This is a genomic window from Stenotrophomonas sp. TWI377, from assembly GCF_039674525.1.
GTDB lineage: Bacteria > Pseudomonadota > Gammaproteobacteria > Xanthomonadales > Xanthomonadaceae > Stenotrophomonas.
On record NZ_JBDJNT010000018.1, the window covers coordinates 22,222 to 42,148 of the forward strand.

20 protein-coding genes are annotated in these 19,927 nt (G+C 68.2%); 3 read left to right on the forward strand and 17 right to left on the reverse strand.

From position 1 onward, the window contains the following. Positions 1 to 259: 259 nt before the first annotated feature. From ABE546_RS14765 to ABE546_RS14825, 13 genes are all read right to left on the reverse strand, one after another. A complete protein-coding gene (locus ABE546_RS14765) occupies positions 260 to 3,433 on the reverse strand; it encodes a CusA/CzcA family heavy metal efflux RND transporter (protein WP_346464270.1) in 3,174 nt (1,057 codons plus the stop codon). Between the two features lie 35 nt (positions 3,434 to 3,468). Further along, a complete protein-coding gene (locus tag ABE546_RS14770) occupies positions 3,469 to 4,458 on the reverse strand; it encodes an efflux RND transporter periplasmic adaptor subunit (protein ID WP_346464271.1) in 990 nt (329 codons plus the stop codon). Next, positions 4,455 to 5,735, reverse strand: coding sequence for a TolC family protein (locus ABE546_RS14775; RefSeq protein WP_346464273.1), 1,281 nt, complete (start codon positions 5,733 to 5,735; stop codon positions 4,455 to 4,457). Before ABE546_RS14775 ends, ABE546_RS14770 begins: the two co-directional genes overlap by 4 nt. Positions 5,736 to 5,790: 55 nt before the next feature. Beyond that, complete coding sequence (locus ABE546_RS14780; RefSeq protein WP_346464275.1) at positions 5,791 to 6,171, reverse strand: DUF2946 family protein; 381 nt, start codon at positions 6,169 to 6,171, stop codon at positions 5,791 to 5,793. A gap of 100 nt (positions 6,172 to 6,271) precedes the next feature. Beyond that, a complete protein-coding gene (locus tag ABE546_RS14785; protein WP_346464277.1) occupies positions 6,272 to 8,059 on the reverse strand; it encodes a DUF885 family protein in 1,788 nt (595 codons plus the stop codon). A gap of 173 nt (positions 8,060 to 8,232) precedes the next feature. Next, on the reverse strand, positions 8,233 to 8,574 hold the full coding sequence (locus ABE546_RS14790; RefSeq protein ID WP_332807083.1) for a lipid-A-disaccharide synthase N-terminal domain-containing protein: 342 nt from the start codon (positions 8,572 to 8,574) through the stop codon (positions 8,233 to 8,235). Then, positions 8,574 to 9,296, reverse strand: a complete 723-nt coding sequence (locus ABE546_RS14795) for a glycosyltransferase family 2 protein (protein ID WP_346464279.1) — start codon at positions 9,294 to 9,296, stop codon at positions 8,574 to 8,576. The genes ABE546_RS14790 and ABE546_RS14795 overlap by 1 nt, the downstream gene beginning before the upstream one ends. 87 nt (positions 9,297 to 9,383) lie before the next feature. Next, entirely contained in the window at positions 9,384 to 10,349 is a 966-nt protein-coding gene (locus ABE546_RS14800) for an SDR family NAD(P)-dependent oxidoreductase (protein WP_313211909.1), read from the reverse strand. Between the two features lie 87 nt (positions 10,350 to 10,436). Beyond that, a complete protein-coding gene (locus ABE546_RS14805; protein ID WP_019185615.1) occupies positions 10,437 to 10,745 on the reverse strand; it encodes a helix-hairpin-helix domain-containing protein in 309 nt (102 codons plus the stop codon). A 35-nt stretch (positions 10,746 to 10,780) separates the two neighbouring features. Beyond that, positions 10,781 to 11,704, reverse strand: a complete 924-nt coding sequence (locus ABE546_RS14810; protein ID WP_313211910.1) for a ParB/RepB/Spo0J family partition protein — start codon at positions 11,702 to 11,704, stop codon at positions 10,781 to 10,783. Next, positions 11,704 to 12,501, reverse strand: coding sequence for a ParA family protein (locus tag ABE546_RS14815; protein WP_019185613.1), 798 nt, complete (start codon positions 12,499 to 12,501; stop codon positions 11,704 to 11,706). Before ABE546_RS14815 ends, ABE546_RS14810 begins: the two co-directional genes overlap by 1 nt. Positions 12,502 to 12,702: 201 nt before the next feature. Continuing rightward, positions 12,703 to 13,341 carry a 16S rRNA (guanine(527)-N(7))-methyltransferase RsmG gene (gene rsmG, locus ABE546_RS14820; RefSeq protein WP_313219271.1) on the reverse strand — a complete coding sequence of 213 codons (639 nt, stop codon included), beginning with the start codon at positions 13,339 to 13,341 and terminating at the stop codon, positions 12,703 to 12,705. A gap of 50 nt (positions 13,342 to 13,391) precedes the next feature. Then, a complete protein-coding gene (locus ABE546_RS14825) occupies positions 13,392 to 13,991 on the reverse strand; it encodes a 4'-phosphopantetheinyl transferase superfamily protein (protein ID WP_346464281.1) in 600 nt (199 codons plus the stop codon). Positions 13,992 to 14,081: 90 nt separating this feature from the next. Between ABE546_RS14825 and ABE546_RS14830 the strand changes: the two genes are divergently transcribed. Then, the gene (locus tag ABE546_RS14830) at positions 14,082 to 14,333 is read left to right on the forward strand and encodes a GlsB/YeaQ/YmgE family stress response membrane protein (protein ID WP_123729793.1); all 252 of its coding nucleotides are present in this window, start codon (positions 14,082 to 14,084) and stop codon (positions 14,331 to 14,333) included. A 63-nt stretch (positions 14,334 to 14,396) separates the two neighbouring features. On the opposite strand, the gene xth is transcribed toward ABE546_RS14830, so the two are convergent. Next, complete coding sequence (gene xth / locus ABE546_RS14835) at positions 14,397 to 15,164, reverse strand: exodeoxyribonuclease III (RefSeq protein WP_313211915.1); 768 nt, start codon at positions 15,162 to 15,164, stop codon at positions 14,397 to 14,399. Between the two features lie 258 nt (positions 15,165 to 15,422). Here xth and ABE546_RS14840 point away from each other — a divergent pair, with 258 nt between their 5' ends. After that, entirely contained in the window at positions 15,423 to 15,656 is a 234-nt protein-coding gene (locus tag ABE546_RS14840) for a hypothetical protein (RefSeq protein WP_346464282.1), read from the forward strand. A 257-nt stretch (positions 15,657 to 15,913) separates the two neighbouring features. Continuing rightward, on the forward strand, positions 15,914 to 16,429 hold the full coding sequence (locus ABE546_RS14845) for a PH domain-containing protein (RefSeq protein ID WP_346464284.1): 516 nt from the start codon (positions 15,914 to 15,916) through the stop codon (positions 16,427 to 16,429). 22 nt (positions 16,430 to 16,451) lie between these two features. Here the strand turns inward: ABE546_RS14845 and ABE546_RS14850 are convergent, their stop codons facing one another. From ABE546_RS14850 to ABE546_RS14860, 3 genes are all read right to left on the reverse strand, one after another. Beyond that, positions 16,452 to 17,867 (reverse strand): coniferyl aldehyde dehydrogenase, encoded by a 1,416-nt coding sequence (locus ABE546_RS14850; RefSeq protein WP_346464286.1) that lies wholly within the window; start codon positions 17,865 to 17,867, stop codon positions 16,452 to 16,454. Positions 17,868 to 18,027: 160 nt separating this feature from the next. Continuing rightward, positions 18,028 to 19,005, reverse strand: a complete 978-nt coding sequence (locus ABE546_RS14855) for an MBL fold metallo-hydrolase (protein WP_346464287.1) — start codon at positions 19,003 to 19,005, stop codon at positions 18,028 to 18,030. A gap of 96 nt (positions 19,006 to 19,101) precedes the next feature. Continuing rightward, a complete protein-coding gene (locus tag ABE546_RS14860) occupies positions 19,102 to 19,893 on the reverse strand; it encodes a helix-turn-helix transcriptional regulator (protein WP_346464313.1) in 792 nt (263 codons plus the stop codon). Positions 19,894 to 19,927: the final 34 nt, after the last annotated feature.

Sequence of the window (19,927 nt, forward strand, 5' to 3'; positions counted from 1 at the left end):
GCCAAGTGGATGAGGCGGCCTCAAGGTGTGACCCCGCCATTTGACCGCCATGGCAACGGACTGCTGTAGTGGCCACACGACCCCGCCCTCGCCGTCGTCATTCAGTTGGCTAAACGGCTTGGGACGAAAAAACCGCCGAACGGCGGTTTTTTCATGTCAGTTGCCTCACTGGATCCAGACCGGGAAGAAGCCCATCGACAAGCCAGCGCATTGGTGAGGCAGCCAGGTCCGCACGTGGCATCACGTGCGGACCCATCCTTCAAACCGCGTCAGGCCCCTTCCGGTGCAACCACCGATACAGCACCGGCAGCACCAGCAACGTCAGCAGCGTGGACGAGAGGATGCCGCCGATCACCACGGTCGCCAGCGGGCGCTGCACCTCCGAGCCCGCACCAACATTGAAGGCCATCGGCACGAAGCCGAGCGAGGCCACCAGCGCGGTCATCAGGACCGGGCGCAGACGGCCCAGCGCGCCCTCGCGCACCGCCTGCGGCAACGGCATCCCCTGCTCGCGCAGGCTGCGCACGAAGCTGATCATCACCAGGCCGTTGAGCACCGCCACACCGGACAGCGCGATGAAGCCCACGCCGGCCGAGATCGACAGCGGAATGCCCCGCAGGGCCAGCGCGAGCACGCCGCCGGTGAGCGCCAGCGGCACGCCACTGAACACGATGGCCGCATCCTTGACCGAGCCGAACGCCCAGAACAGCAGGGCGAAGATGATCGCCAGCGTCACCGGCACCACGATCGACAGGCGCTGGCTGGCCGAAATCAGCTGCTCGAAGCTGCCGCCGTATTCGATCCAGTAGCCGTTGGGCACCTGCACATCGCGCCCGATCGCCTGCTGCAGATCGCCGACAAATCCACCCAGGTCGCGGTCGCGCACGTTGGCGGTGACCACGATCCGGCGCTTGCCGTTCTCGCGGTTGATCTGGTTCGGCCCTTCGCTGTTGCTCAGCGTCGCCAGCTCACGCAGCGGTACGGTGCGTGCACTGCCGCTGGTCCAGCTGCCGGTGCGGCTGGACTCGTCGGCGTCGTCGGCCAGCGCCGTCTCCAGCGACACCGGCAGGTCCGCCAGTGCGGCCGGGTCCTGGCGCAGTGCTTCGGGCAGGCGCACCACGATATCGAAGCGGCGGTCACCCTCGAACAACTGCCCTGCCACCTGCCCGCCCACGGCGGTGGCCACGGTCGATTGCACCTGGCCGGGATTCAAGCCATAGCCGGCCAACGCGGTGCGGTTGGGGGTGACAGTCAGCAGCGGCAGGCCGCTGGTCTCCTCCACCCGCACATCGGCCGCGCCCGGCACCGTGCCGGCTACCGCGGCAATGCGCTTGCCGACCGACAGCAGCGTCTCCAGGTCATCGCCGAACAGCATCACCGCCACGTCGGCACGCACGCCGGAGATCAGTTCGTTGGTACGCATCTGGATCGGCTGGGTGAACTCGTAGTTGTTGCCGGGCAGCTGCTCCACCGCGTCTTCCAGCTCGGCCAGCAGCGCGGCACGCGATTTGCGTGGATCCGGCCAGGCCTTGCGCGGTTTCATCATGATGAAGGTATCGGCGACCGAGGGCGGCATCGGATCGGAGGCGACTTCCGGCGTGCCGATCTTGGAGAACACCTTGTCCACCTCGGCGAACTGCACCAGCCGGTTCTCGATCTGCTTCTGCATCTCGATCGACTGGGTCAGGCTGGTCCCGGGGATGCGCATGGCGTGCATGGCGACATCGCCTTCGTCCAGGTTTGGTACGAACTCGCTGCCCAGCCGCGTCGCCAGCAGACCACAACCGATCACCAGCACCAGCGCACCGGCGACCATCCAGCGGCCGCGCCGCAGGGCAAAGGCCAGCATCGGCTCGTAGCGCCGGCGCACCCAGGCCATCAGGCGGTTCTCCTTCTCCTGCACACGGCCACCGAGGAACAGCGCGATCGCGGCAGGCACGAAGGTCAGTGCCAGCACCATCGCACCGGTCAGGGCCAGCACCACGGTGATCGCCATCGGGTGGAACATTTTTCCTTCCACGCCGGTGAGCGCGAAGATCGGCAGGTACACCGCGGTGATGATGCCCAGACCGAACAGGCTCGGGCGGATCACCTCGGCGGTGGCGCTGGCGGTTTCGGCGAAGCGTTCGTCGCGGGTCATGTCGCGGCCGAGCGCGTGCTGGCGTTCGCCGAAGCGGCGCAGGCAGTTCTCGATGATGATCACCGCCCCGTCGACGATCAGGCCGAAGTCCAGCGCGCCCAGACTCATCAGGTTCGCCGACACGCCACCGCGGGCCATGCCGGTCAGCGTGAACAGCATCGCCAGTGGAATCACCGCCGCGGTGATCAACGCCGCGCGGAAGTTGCCGAGCAGCAGGAACAGCACCACGATCACCAGCAAGGCGCCTTCGATCAGGTTCTTGGCGACCGTGGCGATGGTGCGGTCGACCAGCGCGGTGCGGTCGTAGCTGGCGGTGACGGTGACGCCCTCCGGCAGACTGGCCTGCGCCTGCTGCAGACGCGCCGCCGCGGCCTGGGCCACATCGCGGCTGTTGGCCCCGATCAGCATCACCACCGTGCCCATCACCACTTCATGGCCGTTCTGGGTGGCCGCGCCACTGCGCAGCTCCGGGCCGTCCTGCACCTGGGCGACGTCGTGCACGTGGATCGGCACGCCTTCACGGCGGGCCAGCACGATGTTGCCGATCTCCTCCAGGTTGGCGACCTGGCCGGGAATGCGGACCAGGAACTGCTGGCCGTTGCGTTCGATGTAGCCGGCGCCGACGTTCTGGTTGTTGGTCTCCACCGCCTGCGCGACATCTTCCAGCGTGAAGCCCAGCGCGCGCAGCCGGGCCGGGTCGGGGGTGATGTGCACCTGACGCTGGAAGCCACCGATGGTGTTGACCTCGGTCACGCCGGGCACGTTGCGCAGCTGCGGCCGGATCACCCAGTCCTGCAGGGTGCGCAGGTCGGTGGCGGTGTACGCCGTGCCATCGGCCTTGCGCGCCTTGGGATCGGCGTCGATGGTGTACATGAAGATCTCGCCGAGGCCGGTCGAGATCGGGCCCAGCTGCGGATCCAGGCCGTCGGGAATCTGCGATTTGACCTGCTGCAGGCGTTCGGCGACCTGCTGGCGGGCGAAGTAGATGTCGGTGCCGTCCTTGAAGACCACGGTCACCTGCGAGAGCCCGTAGCGCGACAGCGAGCGGGCCTGCTCCATCGCCGGCAGGCCGGCCATCACCGTCTCCACCGGGTAGGTGATGCGCTGTTCGGTTTCCAGCGGCGAGTAACCGGGGGCCGCGGTATTGATCTGCACCTGGACGTTGGTGATGTCCGGGGTGGCATCGATCGGCAGCTTGGTGAAGCTCCAGCTGCCGATGACGATCAGCACCAACGTCAGGGCCATCATCAACCAGCGATGGGCGATGGCGGCGCGGAGGATGCGCTCAAGCATGGGAGCGCCCTCCGTGTGCGGGGCGCGGCAACGCATCAATGTTCATGCGATGCCCCTGCCTTGCCGATGTCGGCCTTGACCACGTAGCTCTGCTCGACCACGACGTCTTCGCCGACGGCCACGCCACTGAGCACTTCGACCTTGCCGGCATCGCGCGCCCCCAGGGTCACCGCACGCGCGGTGTAGGTGTCCCCTTCGCGCACGAACACCACGTCCTTGCCGTCCATCGTCTGCAGCGCGCTCAACGGCACCACCTGCGCGGCCGGCGTGGTGGCCACCACGATGCGCGCCTTGACGGCCGCACCGGGCCGCCATTGGCCGTCGTCGTTGCGCAGCGTGGCGCGCGCGACCGTGCTCTGGCTGGCGGTCGCGGTGCCGGGCAGCACGCGTTCCAGCGTGGTGGCCTGGCTGACGCCGTCGGTCATGCGTGACACGGTGACCGGCACGCCGGCGGTGATGTGCTGGGTGTCGTTGCCGAAGATATGCAGGTCCACCCACAACGTGGACAGATCACCGATCTCGAACAACGGCGTGCCCTCGCCTGCCACCCCACCGACCTGCGCCTGGCGCGCGAGCACCACGCCACCGATCGGTGCGGTCACGGTGTAGGTGGTGAGGCTGAGGTTGCTCTCGATGCTGGCCACTACCTGGCCGGCGCGCACGCGGTCGCCCACATTGGCGCGCAGCGAACGGATCGGGCCGGGAAAGCGCGCCATCACCTGGGCAACGCGGCCATCGACCGGGGTCAGCAGCCCCTGCACATCGTGTTCGTCGGCGATGGTGCCGGCGACGACAGGTGCCACACGGATGCCCGCCTGCTCGGCCATGGCCGCGGCGATGGTGGTGCGTTCCGGGGCGTCGTGATCGTCGTGGTCATCGTCGTGCCCAGCCTCACCATGGCCGGCGTCCTCGTCGGCCGCGTTGGCCGGCGCCGCAGCGGGCTCAGCGCCGCCGCAGCCGGTGAGCGCCATCAGCGCGATCAACAGGCTGGCGGCCAGCGCGGTACGGGTCTGGGAAAGGGTCATCGGCGGTCCTCCGTGGACACGGTGTCGGTGGCGGCGACCATGCTCTGGCCGGTCAGGCGCTGGAGTTCGATCAGGGCGGTCTGTGCGGCGATGGCCGCGTCGAGCTGGCGCTGGCGTGCGTCGATCCGCATCGCCTGCAGCTGGGCCCATTCCAGGTAACTGATCGCGCCGGCACGCCAGGCCTTCTCGGCAGCGTTCTCGGCACGCTGCAGCTGCGGCAGCACGTCGCGCCCCATGCGGGTCACTTCCAGCCGCGAGGTCAGGTAGCGGCCATGCGCTTCGGCGAGGGTGGCGTACAGCTGCAGCGCGCGCGCGTCGCGCTCCACGCTGTTGAGCGCCAGTTCGGCCTCGGCCGCACGGATCTCCGGGTCGGCACGGCGCACGCTGCCCAGCGGCAGGCTGAAACCGGCGACCAGGGAGGTGTCGCGGGTATCGCGCGAATTGCGCACGCCCACCTGCCAGCTGACATCGGGCCGTGCCTGGGTGCGGGCCAGCTGCACCTGCGCTTCGCGGATGCGACGCTCACCGGCCAGCACCGCCAGTTCCGGGGTGCGCTGCAGTTCCTCGGCGAGCACGGCGAAGTCCTGCAGCGCGGGCAGCTGTATGGGGTCGCCGGTGACCACGTCGAAACCGGGCTCACGCTGGCGCCACAGTGCGGACAGCGCCGCACGCGCGGACTGATCCATCTGCCGGGCGCGATCGCGGTCCAGCTCGGCCTGGGCCTGCATCGCCTGCGCGGTCAGCAGCACCGACTCGGGCGAGGCACCGGCCTGCAGGCGCAGTCGCGCGGCGGCGACGGCGCGCCGGCGCTGCTCGATATCGGTCTCGGCGATGCGCAGCTGCTGGCGCGCGTCGGTCACTGCCAGATAGCGGCGGGCGACCTCGGCCATCAAATCCAGCCGCGCGGTTTCGCGCTGCGGGGCCAGGCTGTCCAGATTGGCCTGGGCCACGGCGCGGCGGGCATCCAGCTTGCCGCCGCGTTCCAGCACGCCGGCCAGGGTGACGGTGACTTCGGCGGCATCGAAGCCACGGGTGTCACCGCTGCCGAGTGCGTTCTCCAGCTCCACGCCAAGGGTCAGCGGGGGCGACAGGCCGGCCGCGTCACGGCGGGCTTCCCACACCGGGCGCTGCGCCTGCGCCAGGCGCAGGTCGGGGTGGTACTGGGCGACGCGCGCGATGGCGTCGTCGAGGGTCAACGGTGCAGCAGGTGTCGTGCCCTGTGCGTACACGCACGGCACGAACGCAATGGCAGCCAAGGCTGCCAGACGCATCCACATGGGAGTCTCCAGAAAGCGATCAGAGGGCAAACGGCGGCCGCGCGGCCGCAGGGCATCAGATCGCTATCGGAGGACGCAGCAGGTTCTCGGGCGGTTGGGTGCGCAGTTGCGCGATCAACCCGGCAGGCACGCCGTGGCTGGGGGCCGCCGGCAGGCTCCAGGCCATCGCGGCCATCGGCAGCACGCCGCCGTGGCCATGGCAGTGGCCGCAATGCACCAGGGCATGCAGCCAATCTTCCTTGCCGTCGTCGTCGTCCGCCACATTGGCGGCGGCGTCATCCAGGCTGCCATGCACGTCGCTGCTGTCCGCGTGGACGGTCAGGTGGATGTCGGCCAAGGCCGAGGCCAGCGAGCTGCCGAACACGCCCACCCCGACCACCACCAGCATCAGCAGGCGGAGCAGCAGGGACGGACGCGGGCGGGCACGACGGAACATGGCCCGCAGGGTAGCCGGGCGTGAAGCCGTTACACAATCGCAGCCCGGCAGGTCGGTTCACGTTGGCAGGGGCCGGCGCGATGGCCGGCCCCCGCGCATCTCAGCTGGCCGCGGCCTTGCGCTGGGCGATGAAGGCCTGGATCTGTTCCTCCAGCACCGGCAGCGGCACCGAGCCCTGGCTGAGCACCGCGTCGTGGAAGGCCTTGACGTCGAAGCGGTCGCCCAGCTCCTGCTCGGCCTGCGCGCGCAGGCGCACGATCGCGATCTCTCCGAGCTTGTAGCTCAGCGCCTGGCCCGGCCAGGAAATGTAGCGATCCACTTCGGTGGTCACTTCGTGCTCGCTCAGCGCGGTGTGGTCGCGCAGGTAGGACAGCGCCTGCTCGCGGGTCCAGCCCTTGTGGTGCACGCCGGTATCGATCACCAGGCGCGCGGCACGCCACATCTCGTAGGTCAGGCGGCCGAAATCCTCGTACGGGGTTTCGTAGATGCCCATCTCCACGCCGAGCTTCTCGCAGTACAGGCCCCAGCCTTCGCCGTAGGCGGAGATGTAGTTGTTGCGGCGGAACGCGGGCTGCTCGCCCTGCTCTGCCGCCAGCGCGCCCTGCAGGGCATGGCCCGGATCGGACTCGTGCAGGGTCAGCGCGGGAAGGTTGTACAGCGGCCGCGCCGGCAGGTTGTAGGTGTTGAGCCAGTAGGTGCCCATGCCACCGCGGCCGGCGGTCCAGAACGGGGCGATGTCCGGCGGCACCGGCACGATGGTGAAGCGCGCACGCGGCAGCGTCATGTACTTGCCGATCACGCCATCCACGCGCTTGGAGATCCACGCCGCACGATGCAGCAGCTCATCCGGGGTCTTGGCGTAGAACTGCGGATCGGTACGCAGGAAGGTCAAGAACTCGGCGAAGCTGCCCTTGAACTCGACCTGCTGGATGATGCCGTTCATCTCGGCCTGGATACGTGCGACTTCCTTCAGGCCGATCTCGTGGATCTGCTGCGGGGTCAGGTCCAGCGTGGTGTATTCGTGGATCTGCTGCTTGTAGTACGCCTTGCCGCCCGGCATCGCCTCGGCGGCCAGGGTGGTGCGCGCCTGCGGGACGTACTCGCTGACGAAGAAGGTGCGCAACGTGCCGAACGCCGGCACCACGCTGCCGCCGATGGCCTGGCGCGCCTGTTCCTGCAGCTGCGCCTGCTCGGCGGCCGGGATGCTGGCCGGCAGCTTCTTGAATGGCGCGTACAGCGGCGACTGGGTCGGGTCCTTCAGTTCGGACACGGTGGCGATCGAGACCTCGCGGCCATCGAGCACTGCACGCGGCACGCTGAAGCCGCGCTTGAGGCCGGCACGCATGTTCTCGGTCTGCTGCTCGAAGTAGCGCGGCACATCGTTCAGGCGCGCGATGTAGTTGCGATAGTCCTGCACGGTCTTCATCTCGCGCCGGGCCATGAAGGACAGGTTGGACCAGAACGAGGAGTCCGCGTTGAACGGCATTTCGTAGGCGCGCAGGCGGACATCGGCAGCCAGGTTGAACACCTGGTCGCGGTAGATCGCGTAGTTGATGCGGTTCTCGGCCGAGAGGGCCTGGGTGTCGACCTTGTCCAGCTGGGCCAGGACGTCGTCCCAGACCTTCAACCGGCCCTGCTGCGCGGCCGCGCCGACATCGGGCATGCGGGTGGCGTTGGCCGGGCCGTCGCCGTCTTCGCTGGCCTCACCGCCGCCGGCTTCGCGCCAGGCCCATTCCTTCTCGTAGATGGCACGGAACTGCGCGTCGGCAGGGCTTTCAGTGGCCAGGCTGGCCGGGGCGGCAGCCGGGGCGGCCGGAGGCACAGCCAGGGCAGTGCCGGCGGGAAGGGCCAGGGCGAGCAGCAGCGCAGCAACGAGCGGTGATTTCACGGTCAAGGGTTCCCGAGGGACGGCAAACCCCGATCATGGCACCCGGCGAAGGGGCTGCGCATGGATCAAAGGTCCTGCCCGCCCCGCGGGCAGGACCGGGGACCGGCCGCAGGCTGGGACCCCAGCGCCGAAGGCGCGAGGTAGCCACCGACCGTTGGTCGGTGGGCACGCCCTCAATGCGCCGCCTTGTCCCGCTTCCAACCACGGTGCGCGATATCCAGCTTCAGGCTGTACAACGCGGTGAACGCCGGAAACAGGTTCTGCAGCACGCCCACCGAGTCCTGCTTGGCCGAGAACAGGAAGTAGCTCAGCGTCATCAGGCTGCCGACCACGCTCATGTACCAGAACAGGCGCGGGATCACCGGCTTGCCGGCGCGGCGCGAGGCGATGAACTGGACCAGCCAGCGGCCGCCGAACATCAGCGCCCCGGTATAGCCGATCAGCTTCCAACCGGTGACGTGCAGGCCGGTCCAGTACAACCAGGTGAGCGGCTGGTCGAGCCAATGCAGTTCCATCAGCGCTCTTCCACGACAGTGCGCTTGCTGCGCGTGATCAGCCAGGCCACCCCGCGCAGGTCACGGATGCCGACCAGGGCCCGGCCGAGGTTGTTGTACTTGGAGACACCTGCGGTGCGATGACGGTGATTCACCGGCACGCTGAGCGTCTGCCACCCGGCACGCTGCATCAGTGCGGGCAGGTAGCGGTGCATGTGATCGAAGTACGGCAGCTCCAGGAACGCGGCGCGCTCGAACAGCTTGATGCCACAGCCGGTATCGGGCGTGTCATCGCGCAGCATGCGGGCGCGGATCGCGTTGGCCCACTTGCTGGCCCAGCGCTTGCTGCCCGAATCCTGGCGATTGACGCGCCACCCGGCGAACAGCTTTACCTCGCTGGCGGCGGCAGCGCGCGCGGCGAGCAGCCCGGGGATGTCGGCCGGATCGTTCTGGCCGTCACCGTCCAGGGTGGCGATCCACGGCGCGCGCGCGTGCTTGACGCCGTTGCGCACCGCGGTGCTCTGCCCGCTCTGGGTGACATGGTGCAGCACCCGCAGTTCCGAGGTGGTGGCCTTCAGGGCCTGCAGCACCGCCAGGGTGTCGTCGCGCGAATGGTCGTCGACATAGACGATTTCGAACTCGATCCGTCCGCGCAGCGCGGTGGTGATCTCGTGGATCAGGGGCGTGACGTTGTCGCGTTCATTGAAGACCGGGACGACGACCGACAACTGGGGTTGGCTCATGGTCGGACTCTGCGAATGGCCAGGATCGAAAAAGAGCGCGCATTTTCCGCACCCGAGGTTATCCGAAGATGAATGGGTCCGCGTGTGTCAGGCGTGAGCACCGAAATAATCGCGGCACCAGGCCACCACCGGCGGCAGACCGCGCTCGATCGGCATGGCCGGCGCGTAGCCGAACGCGTCATGCGCCCGCGTGGTATCGGCCATGGTGCGGACCATGTCGCCCGGCTGCATCGGCTTGTAGACCTTCTGCGCTGGACGTCCGGCGGCGGCCTCGATGACACCGATGAAGTGCTCCAGCTCGATCGGCGTGTGATTGCCGAGATTGAAGACGCGATGCGGAACGACCTCGCTGGACGGATGCGCCAGCGCGCCGAGGATACCGTCCACGATGTCGGAGACATGTGTGAAGTCGCGCTGCATTTTTCCGTCGTTGAACACGTCGATCGGGCGGCCGGCCAGGACCGCGCGCGAGAACAGCAGCGGTGCCATGTCCGGGCGGCCCCACGGGCCGTACACGGTGAAGAAGCGCAGGCCGGTTGCATGCAGGCCGAACAGCTGGGCGTAGGTGTAGGCCATCAGCTCGTTGGCGGCCTTGGTCGCGGCGTACAGCGAGCGCGGCTTGTCGATGCGCTGGTCTTCGGAGAACGGCGGGGTCGCCGAATCGCCGTACACCGAGCTGCTCGAGGCATACACCAGATGGGCCACGCCGCGATGGCGGCACAGCTCCAGCATGTTGACGAAGCCGGTCAGGTTGCTGTCGACGTAGGCATGCGGGTTCTCCAGCGAGTAACGCACGCCGGCCTGTGCGGCCAGATGGATGACCCGGGTCGGCTGGACCTCGTCGAACAGCGCGGCCAGGCCGTCGCGGTCGGTCAGGTCGAGCACGCGGATGTCGGCGTCCGGGCACAGCGCGGCCACGCGATCGCGCTTGATCTGCGGATCGTAGTAGTCGTTGTAGTTGTCCAGGCCGACGACGCGCTCACCGCGCGCGAGCAGGGCCTTGCAGGTGTTGGCACCGATGAAACCGGCTGCGCCGGTCACGAGAATCGTCATGGGGTCCGTCCGTCATACTTGCCACGTATCAATACAGTGCTTTCCCGGGACGCCCGCGTGGCGTTGCACACGTCCCGATGGTCCGCTTCACCAGAGGCTGAGCGGCGCTTCCTTGGCCAGGGTGGCCTTGCGTTCCTTGCTGAAATCCCACCACGGTCGCGGCGCTTCGCCCTGCATGAAACGCAGCACCGACAGAAATACATCGATCACACAGGGGTCGTGCATCACCCCGGTGCGCAGACACAGCTGCGCGTACATGTCGTAGGCATCGCGGCCGCGCAGATGCGCTGGCACGCGGATGCCGATCAGACGGAGATCTTTCTCACAGGCCGGCCCGACATTCGGCAGGTCGGTCAGACGCAACAGATGGTTGCGGTCGACCTTGGTGGGGTTCATTGGTTGGGGGAAATCCTCTGACGCCTGCGGGGGACTCAGCCCTTCTGTGCGCGAAGTCGGTCGAGCACGCCATCCAGCGTGTCCAGGTCGGTGTAATGGATGATCAGCTTGCCCTTGCCGCCACGGCCATGGGCAATCGCCACGCGGGCGCCCAGTGACTCGGACAACTCGGTTTCCAGCGACGCGATATCGGCCTGCGGCGCGGCGGCGGTGGGCTTCTTGCGCAGCGCGCCGGGCACTTTGCCAGCAGCGAACTGCTGCGCGCGGTGTTCCACTTCGCGCACCGACCAGCCCTGGTCGGCCGCTTCCTGGGCCAGCTTGCTGGCCAGTTCCGGCGCCAGGGTGAGCAGCGCGCGGGCATGGCCCATTTCCAGCCGGCGGGTTTCCAGCAGCAGGCGGATCGCGATCGGCAGCTCCAGCAGGCGCAGCAGGTTGGACACCGCCGCACGCGAGCGGCCAACGGCCTGGGCGGCCTCGGCATGGGTCAGGGCGAACTCGCTGATCAGCCGCTGCAGCGCTTCGGCTTCCTCAAGCGGGTTGAGGTCTTCGCGCTGGATGTTCTCGATCAGCGCCATCGCGATGACGGTGCGGTCTTCCAGCTCGCGCACCACCACCGGCACTTCGTCCAGGCCGGCCAGCTGCGAAGCGCGCCAACGGCGTTCGCCGGCCACGATCTCGAAACTGTCCGGGCCCAGCTGGCGGACCAGGATCGGCTGGATCACGCCCTGCGCCTTGATCGACTCGGCCAGCTCGGCAAGCTTGGTCTCGTCCATGTCGCGGCGCGGCTGGTACTTGCCCGGCTGCAGATGGCCGACCGGCAGCTTGCGCAGGCGTTCGCCCGGCAGCGGTTCGACCACGGCCGCCGCCTGCACCTGTGTCACCGCCCCCTTGGGCCCCAACAGCGCGTCGAGGCCGCGGCCGAGGCCGCGTTTCTTGCCGAGGGCAGGCTTGGTGCTCATCAGGCGGTCTCCATGGCCTTGTCGGCCTTCTTGCGTTGGTTGTTGCGACGGATGATCTCGCCGGCCAGGCCGAGATAGGCAACGCCACCGCGCGAGGCACGGTCGTACCCGACGATGCTCTGGCCATGGCTGGGTGCCTCGGCCAGGCGCACGTTGCGCGGCACGATGGTGCGGAACACCTGCTCGCCGAAGTGCTCGGTCAGCTCGGCCGACACGGCATTGGCCAGGTTGTTGCGCACATCGAACATGGTCCGCAGCACGCCCTCGATCTCCAGCGCGGGATTGAGGTTGGCACGCAGTGCTTCGATGGTTTCCACCAGCGCGCTCAGGCCTTCCAGCGCGTAGTACTCGCACTGCATCGGCACGATCACCGAATCGGCGGCGGCCAGTGCGTTGAGCGTCAGCAGCGACAGCGCCGGCGGGCAGTCGATCAGGATGTAGTCGTATTCGTCGCGGATAGGGGCCAGCGCGCGTTTGAGGCGCTGCTCGCGCTCGCTCTGGTCCATCAGCTGGATCTCGGCGGCGGTCAGGTCGATGTTGCCCGGGAGCAGGTCGAAGCCTTCCGGGGTCTTGACCCGGACCTCGGCCGCAGTGCTTTCGCCCAGCAGCAGATCACAGGTGGACGCGGCGACTTCACGCTTGTCCACGCCGCTGCCCATGGTCGCATTGCCTTGGGAATCGAGGTCGACAAGAAGCACGCGCTTGGGTGCAGCAGCCAGGGAGGCGGCCAGATTGACGGCGGTCGTGGTCTTGCCGACGCCACCTTTCTGGTTGGCGATGGCGATGATGCGGGCCATGCGGGTGAGCCTCATCGGCAGGGAGTGGGACTGGTCATTATGCGTATATGGGGCGTGTCATGCACTGTGAGATGCGCGGAAGGCACGCGCCGCAATACCGCAGCGACGCCCACGGGCATGCCTATGGCGCCGCGTGGGGCCACCGCAGGAGGGGGGCGGGACGACCGTGGGGCGGGCGATGCAGGCGGTGAGATCACCGGCTCACGGGCCGGTGACCACCACCAGATGGCGCTCGCCGGTCAATCCGGGGACGCTCAGCGGCACCACCTTCTCCACCGCCCAGCCGGCCGGCAGCTGCGCGATCTCGTCGTGCGGGTACACGCCTTTCATCGCCAACAGGCGGCCACCCGGGCGCAGCAGATGCCCACCGACCCGGATGATCCCGGCCAGGGTATCCATCGCGCGGGCGGTCAAATGGTCATAGGCGGCCGGTTCGGCCAGCGCCTCGGCGCGCGACTCGGCCACGCGGGCGTTGCCCAGGCCCAGCTGGCGCACAGCCTCGCGCATGAAGCGGGCCTTCTTGCCGTTGCTCTCGACCAGGGTCACCTGCAGCTGCGGGCGCGCGATCGCCAGCGGGATGCCCGGCAGCCCGGGGCCGGTACCCAGGTCGGCCAGGGTGCCGGTCTCCAGGTACGGCTGCATCGCCAGCGAATCGAGCAGATGGCGGGTGACCATCTCCAGCGGGTCGCGGATGGCGGTCAGGTTGTAGGTGCGGTTCCAGCGGTCGAGCAGGGTCAGGTAGGTCAGCAACGGCGGTGCCAGCGCGGCATCCAGCTGCAGGGCGGCCAGGCCGCGCTCAAGCGCATCGGCCACGCCGGCGGGGAGGGTGTGTTCTGTCATGGCACCATTATCGCAGGTCGGTAGAGCCGACCGTTGGTCGGCGCCCCATCTCACATCGCATGCCAGGCCAGCGCCGCCCGGAAATCATCGGCTGCCTGCCACTCATGCAGGTGCCAGCGCTCGGCCGGCCCCAGTTCCGGATCGCACCAGGCCAGGTGCAGGCCACCGTCGATGCCGGGCGCGAGCTGCAGCCGGTGCAGACCGAAGGAGATGCCCTGCCCCTGCGCCTTCAACAGCGCTTCCTTGGCGCACCACACGCGGAAGAACCAATGGTTGCGGGCGTTCTCGTCCAGCGATTCCAGCCAGGCGATCTCGGCCGGGTGGAAGAAGCGCTGCACGATGTCCAGCATCCGTGGCCTCGGGCGCAGCGGCTCCAGGTCCACGCCGAGGCGGACGCCTTCACCGAGGGCGACCAGCAGCTGCCCATGGCTGTGGCTCCAGCCGGTCCCGATATGCGCCAACGGGCCATGCAGCTCTGGCCGGCCGCGCGGGTCGCGCTGCAACGGCACGTCCTCCGGCGCCCCGCCCAGCTGCTCGGCCAGCAGCACCCGGGCCTGGGGCTCGCCCCGGGTGCCCGGCACATGCGGCAGGCGCCAGACCGTGACCGGGCCGAAGCGCCAAGGGCCGTCCAGCGTCGCCGGCAGGGTCATGCCACGGCTCCGCCGTCGCGGCTGCACGACGATTTCACAGGGTGTGCCGTCCACTGCAGGGGTTGCAACCGCACAGAGGGAGTCAACGTTATGGGCATCATCATCTGGTTGATCGTCGGCGGCATCGTGGGCTGGCTTGCCAGCATCATCATGAAGCGGGACGCGCAGCAAGGCATCATCCTCAACATCGTGGTCGGCATCGTCGGCGCATTGCTGGCCGGTTGGCTGTTCGGCGGTGGCATCAATGAAGCGATCACCATCCGCACGTTCCTGTTCTCGTTGATCGGCGCAGTGATCCTGCTCGCGATCGTGAATCTGTTTACGCGCAGGAACGTGCGGTAACGAACGCACGTACAACGTTTGATCGACAAGGCCCGGCACTGCCGGGCCTTGTTGTTTCCGCGGTCAGCCCAACTGCACCCAGGCCGGGGCATGGTCGCTGGGGCGCTCCCAGGTGCGCGGCTCACGGTCGATGCCCGAGGCCAGCGCGCGCGCCTTGAGCGCGTCGGAGACCAGGGTCAGGTCGATGCGCAGGCCCAGGTTGCGCCGGAAGCCGGCCGCCCGGTAGTCCCACCAGCTGAACACGCCCTCTTCCTCGCTGTGCAGGCGGAAGGCATCGTGCAGGCCGAGCTGCAGCAGCTTGTTCAGGGCGCCGCGCTCGGCGGTGGAGGTCAGGATGTGGTTCTCGTTCCAGACCAGCGGGTCGTGCACGTCGCGGGCATCGGGCGCGATGTTGAAGTCACCCATCACCACCAGCTCCGGGTACTTCGCCAGCTCGGCTTCGACCCAGGCATGCACGGCCTCCAGCCAGCGCAGCTTGTAGGCGTACTTGTCGGTGCCCACGTCCTGGCCGTTGACCACGTACAGGTTGATGATGCGCACGCCGTTGACGGTGCCGGCGATGGCGCGCTTCTGCTCATCCTCGAAGCCGGGGATGCCGATCTGCACGTCCTGCGCCGGTTCCCGCGAGAGCAGCGCGACGCCGTTGTAGGTCTTCTGCCCGGCAAACACGCTGCGGTAGCCCAGCCCGGCCAGCACCGCGTCGGGGAACTTGTGGTCCTCCATCTTGGTTTCCTGGATGCCGACCACGTCCGGCGCGAATGCCGTGAGCCATTGTTCCAGGTGCGGCAGGCGCACGTTGAGCGAATTGACGTTCCAGGAGGCGATTTTCATGCGGGCCATTCTACCGGTAGCCACCGACCGTTGGTCGGTGGAGCCGGTAGTGCCGGCCGCTGGCCGGCAGCCTCTCGCATCCGGGCACGCAGATTTTTGCCGCACGCCTGCGTCTCCCGCTAGGCTCTGGCCCACCCCCGCTAGCGCAGATATCCCATGAACGCAGATGCCTTCGTAGCAAAATGGTACGCGGAGAAAGCGAACCTGCTCGCCATGGCATGGACCCCAGGCACGGCGTGCGCAGCACGGATTGCCGCGATGGACCTGTCGTCCGAGCAGACCCAGCTGTTGCGGGAGATGCTCGACGTCTTCACCACCGACACCCTCTACACCCTGCTGCTCGGGTTGGATGGCAGCGCCGCGCTGGGCGGCGACCAGCGCCACTACACCCTGCTGGACGAGGACGGTTCGGTGATTGCCAAGGAAGGCGATCTTGAAGCTGCGGCCTATGCGTGGTTCCACGAAGGCCCATCGTCGCAGCCGGGGCGTTGAGGGTGCTTTGCGCCACATGACGTGATTGATCCGCAGCGCCACTCGCCAGCGGAGGCGCCGGGGCCAGCGGCGCAACACATTGTCCAGTGGGCAAGGGGATATCACGCTGCAATTGTTGCCGATGACTCGGAGTTCTGTAGGTGCTTTCGCACATGAAAGCGAGGAGCTTCCCCACTTGCATCGCTGTCGACTGGAGGAAGATTCTCGACATGTCGCCCCGTGACTACCGCCTATACCTGCAGGAGCTCCGACGCCCCATGCCCACTGAATTCGCGATCCACGCGTTGAATTACAAGACACTCGCTGCGGTGCTGCTGATCGGGGTCGTCCCGCTGCTGTTGGTCGGCATGGCGGTCTACTTCCTCGGGAAGGACAGAATGTCCCGGTTGGCCGCGCTCGGCGCCACCTCTCTGGCCGTCATCATCGGCCTGCTTGGCGTCTGGCAACTCAGCGCGATCCGACTGACCGCGGACGCCACGACCCTGACCGTCGGCGGCGGCGCGTATTCCGTTTCAGTTCCGATGGCACAGATCGATCATGCCGGTGCACGACGGCGGCTGCCCGGCAGCGATGACACTGCGTTGGGTCTACGCACCCATGGCATCGGCATGCCAGGCCTTTCATTGGGGTGGTTCCGCACCGGCAAGGGGAAGGCATTCGCAGCAGTGACCGATCCAGCGAAGGTGGTGATCCTGCCGACGACGGCCGGTTACACGCTGCTGGTATCCCCGGAGGATCCCGACGCGTTCCTGGCCGCGCTCAGGCATCGGTAGCGGGCGTCCATGCCGGCGGCCCCTACCGCACCATCGCCTTCAACATCCCGGCGATCTTCGAATACGGCGGCTTGAGCAGATCGCTGGCGGCCCAGCGCGACTGCCACAGGATCGGCAGTTGCTTGCTCATCGCATCGAAACCGGCGCGCGCGTGGTACGCGCCCATGCCACTCGGGCCAACACCGCCGAACGGCAGCCCATTGACCGCGAAATGCAGCAGCGTGTCGTTGACGGTGACGCCGCCGGCCACGACCTGCGCCAGCACCCGTTCTACCTGCACACGTTCGTGACTGAAGATGTACAGCGCCAACGGGCGGTCACGGGACTGCACGTCCGCGATGGCGGCGTCCAGATCCGGATACGCGCAGACCGGCAGGATCGGACCGAAAATCTCCTCGCGCATCAGGGCCAGATCGGCCGGCGGATCGAGCACGATGGTCGGCACGATCAGCCGCTCGCGCTGCGCACGCTCGGGATCGACCGTCGCCAGTTCGATCACCGGCACGCCCCGCGCGCGGGCTTCATCGAGATAGCCACGCAGGCGCTGGTACTGGCCGTCGTGGATGATCCGGGTGTAATCGGCGGTGTCACTGAAATCGCCGTAGCGCGCCTGCACCTGGGTCTGCAGCTGCTGCACCAGCTCGCGCTGGCGATGGCCGTCGATCAGCACGTAGTCCGGCGCGATGCAGGTCTGGCCGGCATTGAAGAACTTGCCGGTGGCCAGGCGCGCCGCCGCCTTCTCCAGCGGGTAGTCGCTGCAGACAATGGCGGGGGATTTGCCGCCCAGTTCCAGCGTGAGCGGGGTCAGGTGCTCGGCGGCGGCCGCCATGACCTTGCGGCCGATGGTGGTGGAGCCAGTGAACACCAAGTGGTCCAGCGGCGAGCCGGCCAGGGCGCTGGCGAGGTCTCCATCGCCCTGCACGACCGCCACGCGATCGGAGGGGAAAACCTCGGCCAGCAGCGACTGCAGGAAGGCGCTGGTGCGCGGCGTGTGCTCGGACGGCTTGAGGATCACGTGGTTGCCGGCGGCGATCGCGGTCGCCAGCGGAATCAGGGCCAGGTTGACCGGGTAGTTCCACGGCGAGATCACCCCGACCACGCCCAGCGGCACCGGCCGGGTCTGCGCGCGCGCCGGCCAGAACCGCCAGCCGACACCGACCCGGCGCGGCCGCATCCAGCCGCGCAGATGGCCGCACAGATGATCGATGTCGCCGAGCACGGTCATGCCATCGGCGATCAGCGATTCGTGGGTGGAGCGGTGGCCGAAGTCGGCCGAGATCGCCGCGGCCATTTCCGGCAGGCGCGCCTTGAGGGCCGCGCGCAGGCGCTGCAGGTCGTCGCGGCGCTGTTCCAGCGTCGGGCGGTTGGCCTGCCAGGCGGTGCGCAGGGTCTGCAGGATCGCGGGAAGCGCGGCGGGATCGGTGTGGGCATCGCTCATGGCCCGACTATAACGGCAGGCTGCGTGAGAGCGGGTCAGGGTAGTGCCGGCCGCTGGCCGGCAGCCTCGCACGCGTGCCCGTCGATTGATCGGGAGCCGGCCAGCGGCCGGCACTACCCGAATGCGCCTGACGCCCGGTGTACGGCGCGGTCGTGTCCCCTCATTTCGCCGGTAACGGCGAGAATTCGCCCGGCACCCACGCGAACGCCTCTCCTTCGCGGCGCACATGCCCCAGCCCTGGGAACGGCAGGTGCGCGCCGGCCACCCACCAGCCCTGATCGGCTGCCTGCGCCATCATCCGGCGCCGGCTGGCGATCGCGGCCACGCGGTCGCTGTCCGCTTCAAACGACGCCTGAGGCTGCGCGAACTGCACCGCGTGGAAGTGCACGATGTCGCCCCATACCAGCAGCTGCTGGCCGGCGCCGCCATCGATCCGGTAAGACACGTGGCCGACCGTATGACCGTGGCTGTCCAAGGCGGTGATGCCCGCCGGCAGTGTGTCGCCAGGTGCAAAGCGCTTCAGTTTCCCGCCCGCTTCATACGGCGCCACCGCCTTGCGCGCCAAGGCGAAGGCAAAGCGCACACCCTGCGGCGCGGTTGCCTCGCTGGCCGGATCCAGCCAGAACGCGGCATCGGCCGCCGACAGCCACACCGTGGCATTCGGGTAGGCAATCCTGTCCTGCGCATCGAGCAGGCCGCACAGGTGATCCGGGTGCGCGTGGGTCAGCACCACCTCATCCACCTCGGCCGGGTCGTAGCCGGCCTTGCGCAGGTTGCCCAGCACCTGGCCCAGGCCGGGGCCGAAGCACTGCGCGGTGCCGGTGTCGACCAGGGTCAGGTGATCGCCCTGCTGCACCAGGTACGCATTGACCGCCGTCTGCAGGCCCTTGCCATCTTCGGGGACGTAGCGGTGATCGAGCAGGCGGGTGACTGCCCCGGGGGCGATCCCGACCAGTTCCTGCCGGCCCAGTGCGACCGTGCCGTCGAACAGCGCCGTGACCTGCAGCGTGCCGATGGTCTGGTGATAGACGCCGGGGACCTGCTCGCGCGGGGTGTGCGTGGTGGTGGCCCATGCGGGGCTGGCGACAACGGCCAGCAACACGGCGGTGGCGAGCGTGCGAACGCGGGGGAAAGGCATGGCAGGTTCCGGACAGGGCGGCGGCGCCGCGGTGCCTCCATGCTGCGCGCCTGGTCGGCTGCGTTCCGCTCAGAATGCCGCGCGATCCGCTCGCGCTCAGCTGTTGCCTATCGCCGCCGGTTCCAACCCGTAACGTTCGGCGAAGCGCTTGTTGAAGCTGCCCAGCGAACGGTAGCCCACGCGCGCGGCCACGGTCTTCAACGGCAGCCGGGTGGTGTAGAGCAGGCTCATGGCATGCGCGAGCCGCGCATCGGTGATCAGTTCGCGCACGCTGGAGTGCTCGCTGGCCAGGCGCCGCCGCAGCGTGGCACCGCTGAGGCCGAGCTGCGCTTCGAAATCGCGTGACTGCCAATCGCGCTCGGGCTGGGCAGCGATCAGATCGCGGATGCGTTCCCCCAGGCTGGGTTCGGGGGGAACCAGCAGGCTGCCGTGCCCGCGCCGGCAGAACGCCACGGCAAGCGATGCCAGGGCCAAGCGTGCTTCGGTGTATTGGCCTTGTTCCAGTGCCTGCCGCCACTGCAGCAGGGTCGCCCCATGCTCGACCAATGGCAGCCTGGCCAGTGCATCACCGGCCTGCGGCAGCGGCTCGTTCCACAGCGCCCGGGCGGCAGTGAGCGCCTCGGCACACATCGGCACGATCGCACTGAGATAGAGGCCGCTATGCGGATCGGGAATGTTGACCACATCGATGCGGCAGCGCCGGGTGATGAGGAACAGATCGCCCGGTGCGAATTCCAGCGATTGCTGCGCGGTACGCACCTGCTTGCGCCCCTGCAGCAGGATCGCGAACTGCGGCTGCGGAATCTCCACGGAGGAGGCGCCATGCTCGCGGCGCGCGGTGATGCAGGCGTAGCCATCGGCGCGCTGGCAGTCAGCCAGGCTGGCCATTGTCGCCAGCAGCGAGGAGGTCGTATCGATCGAC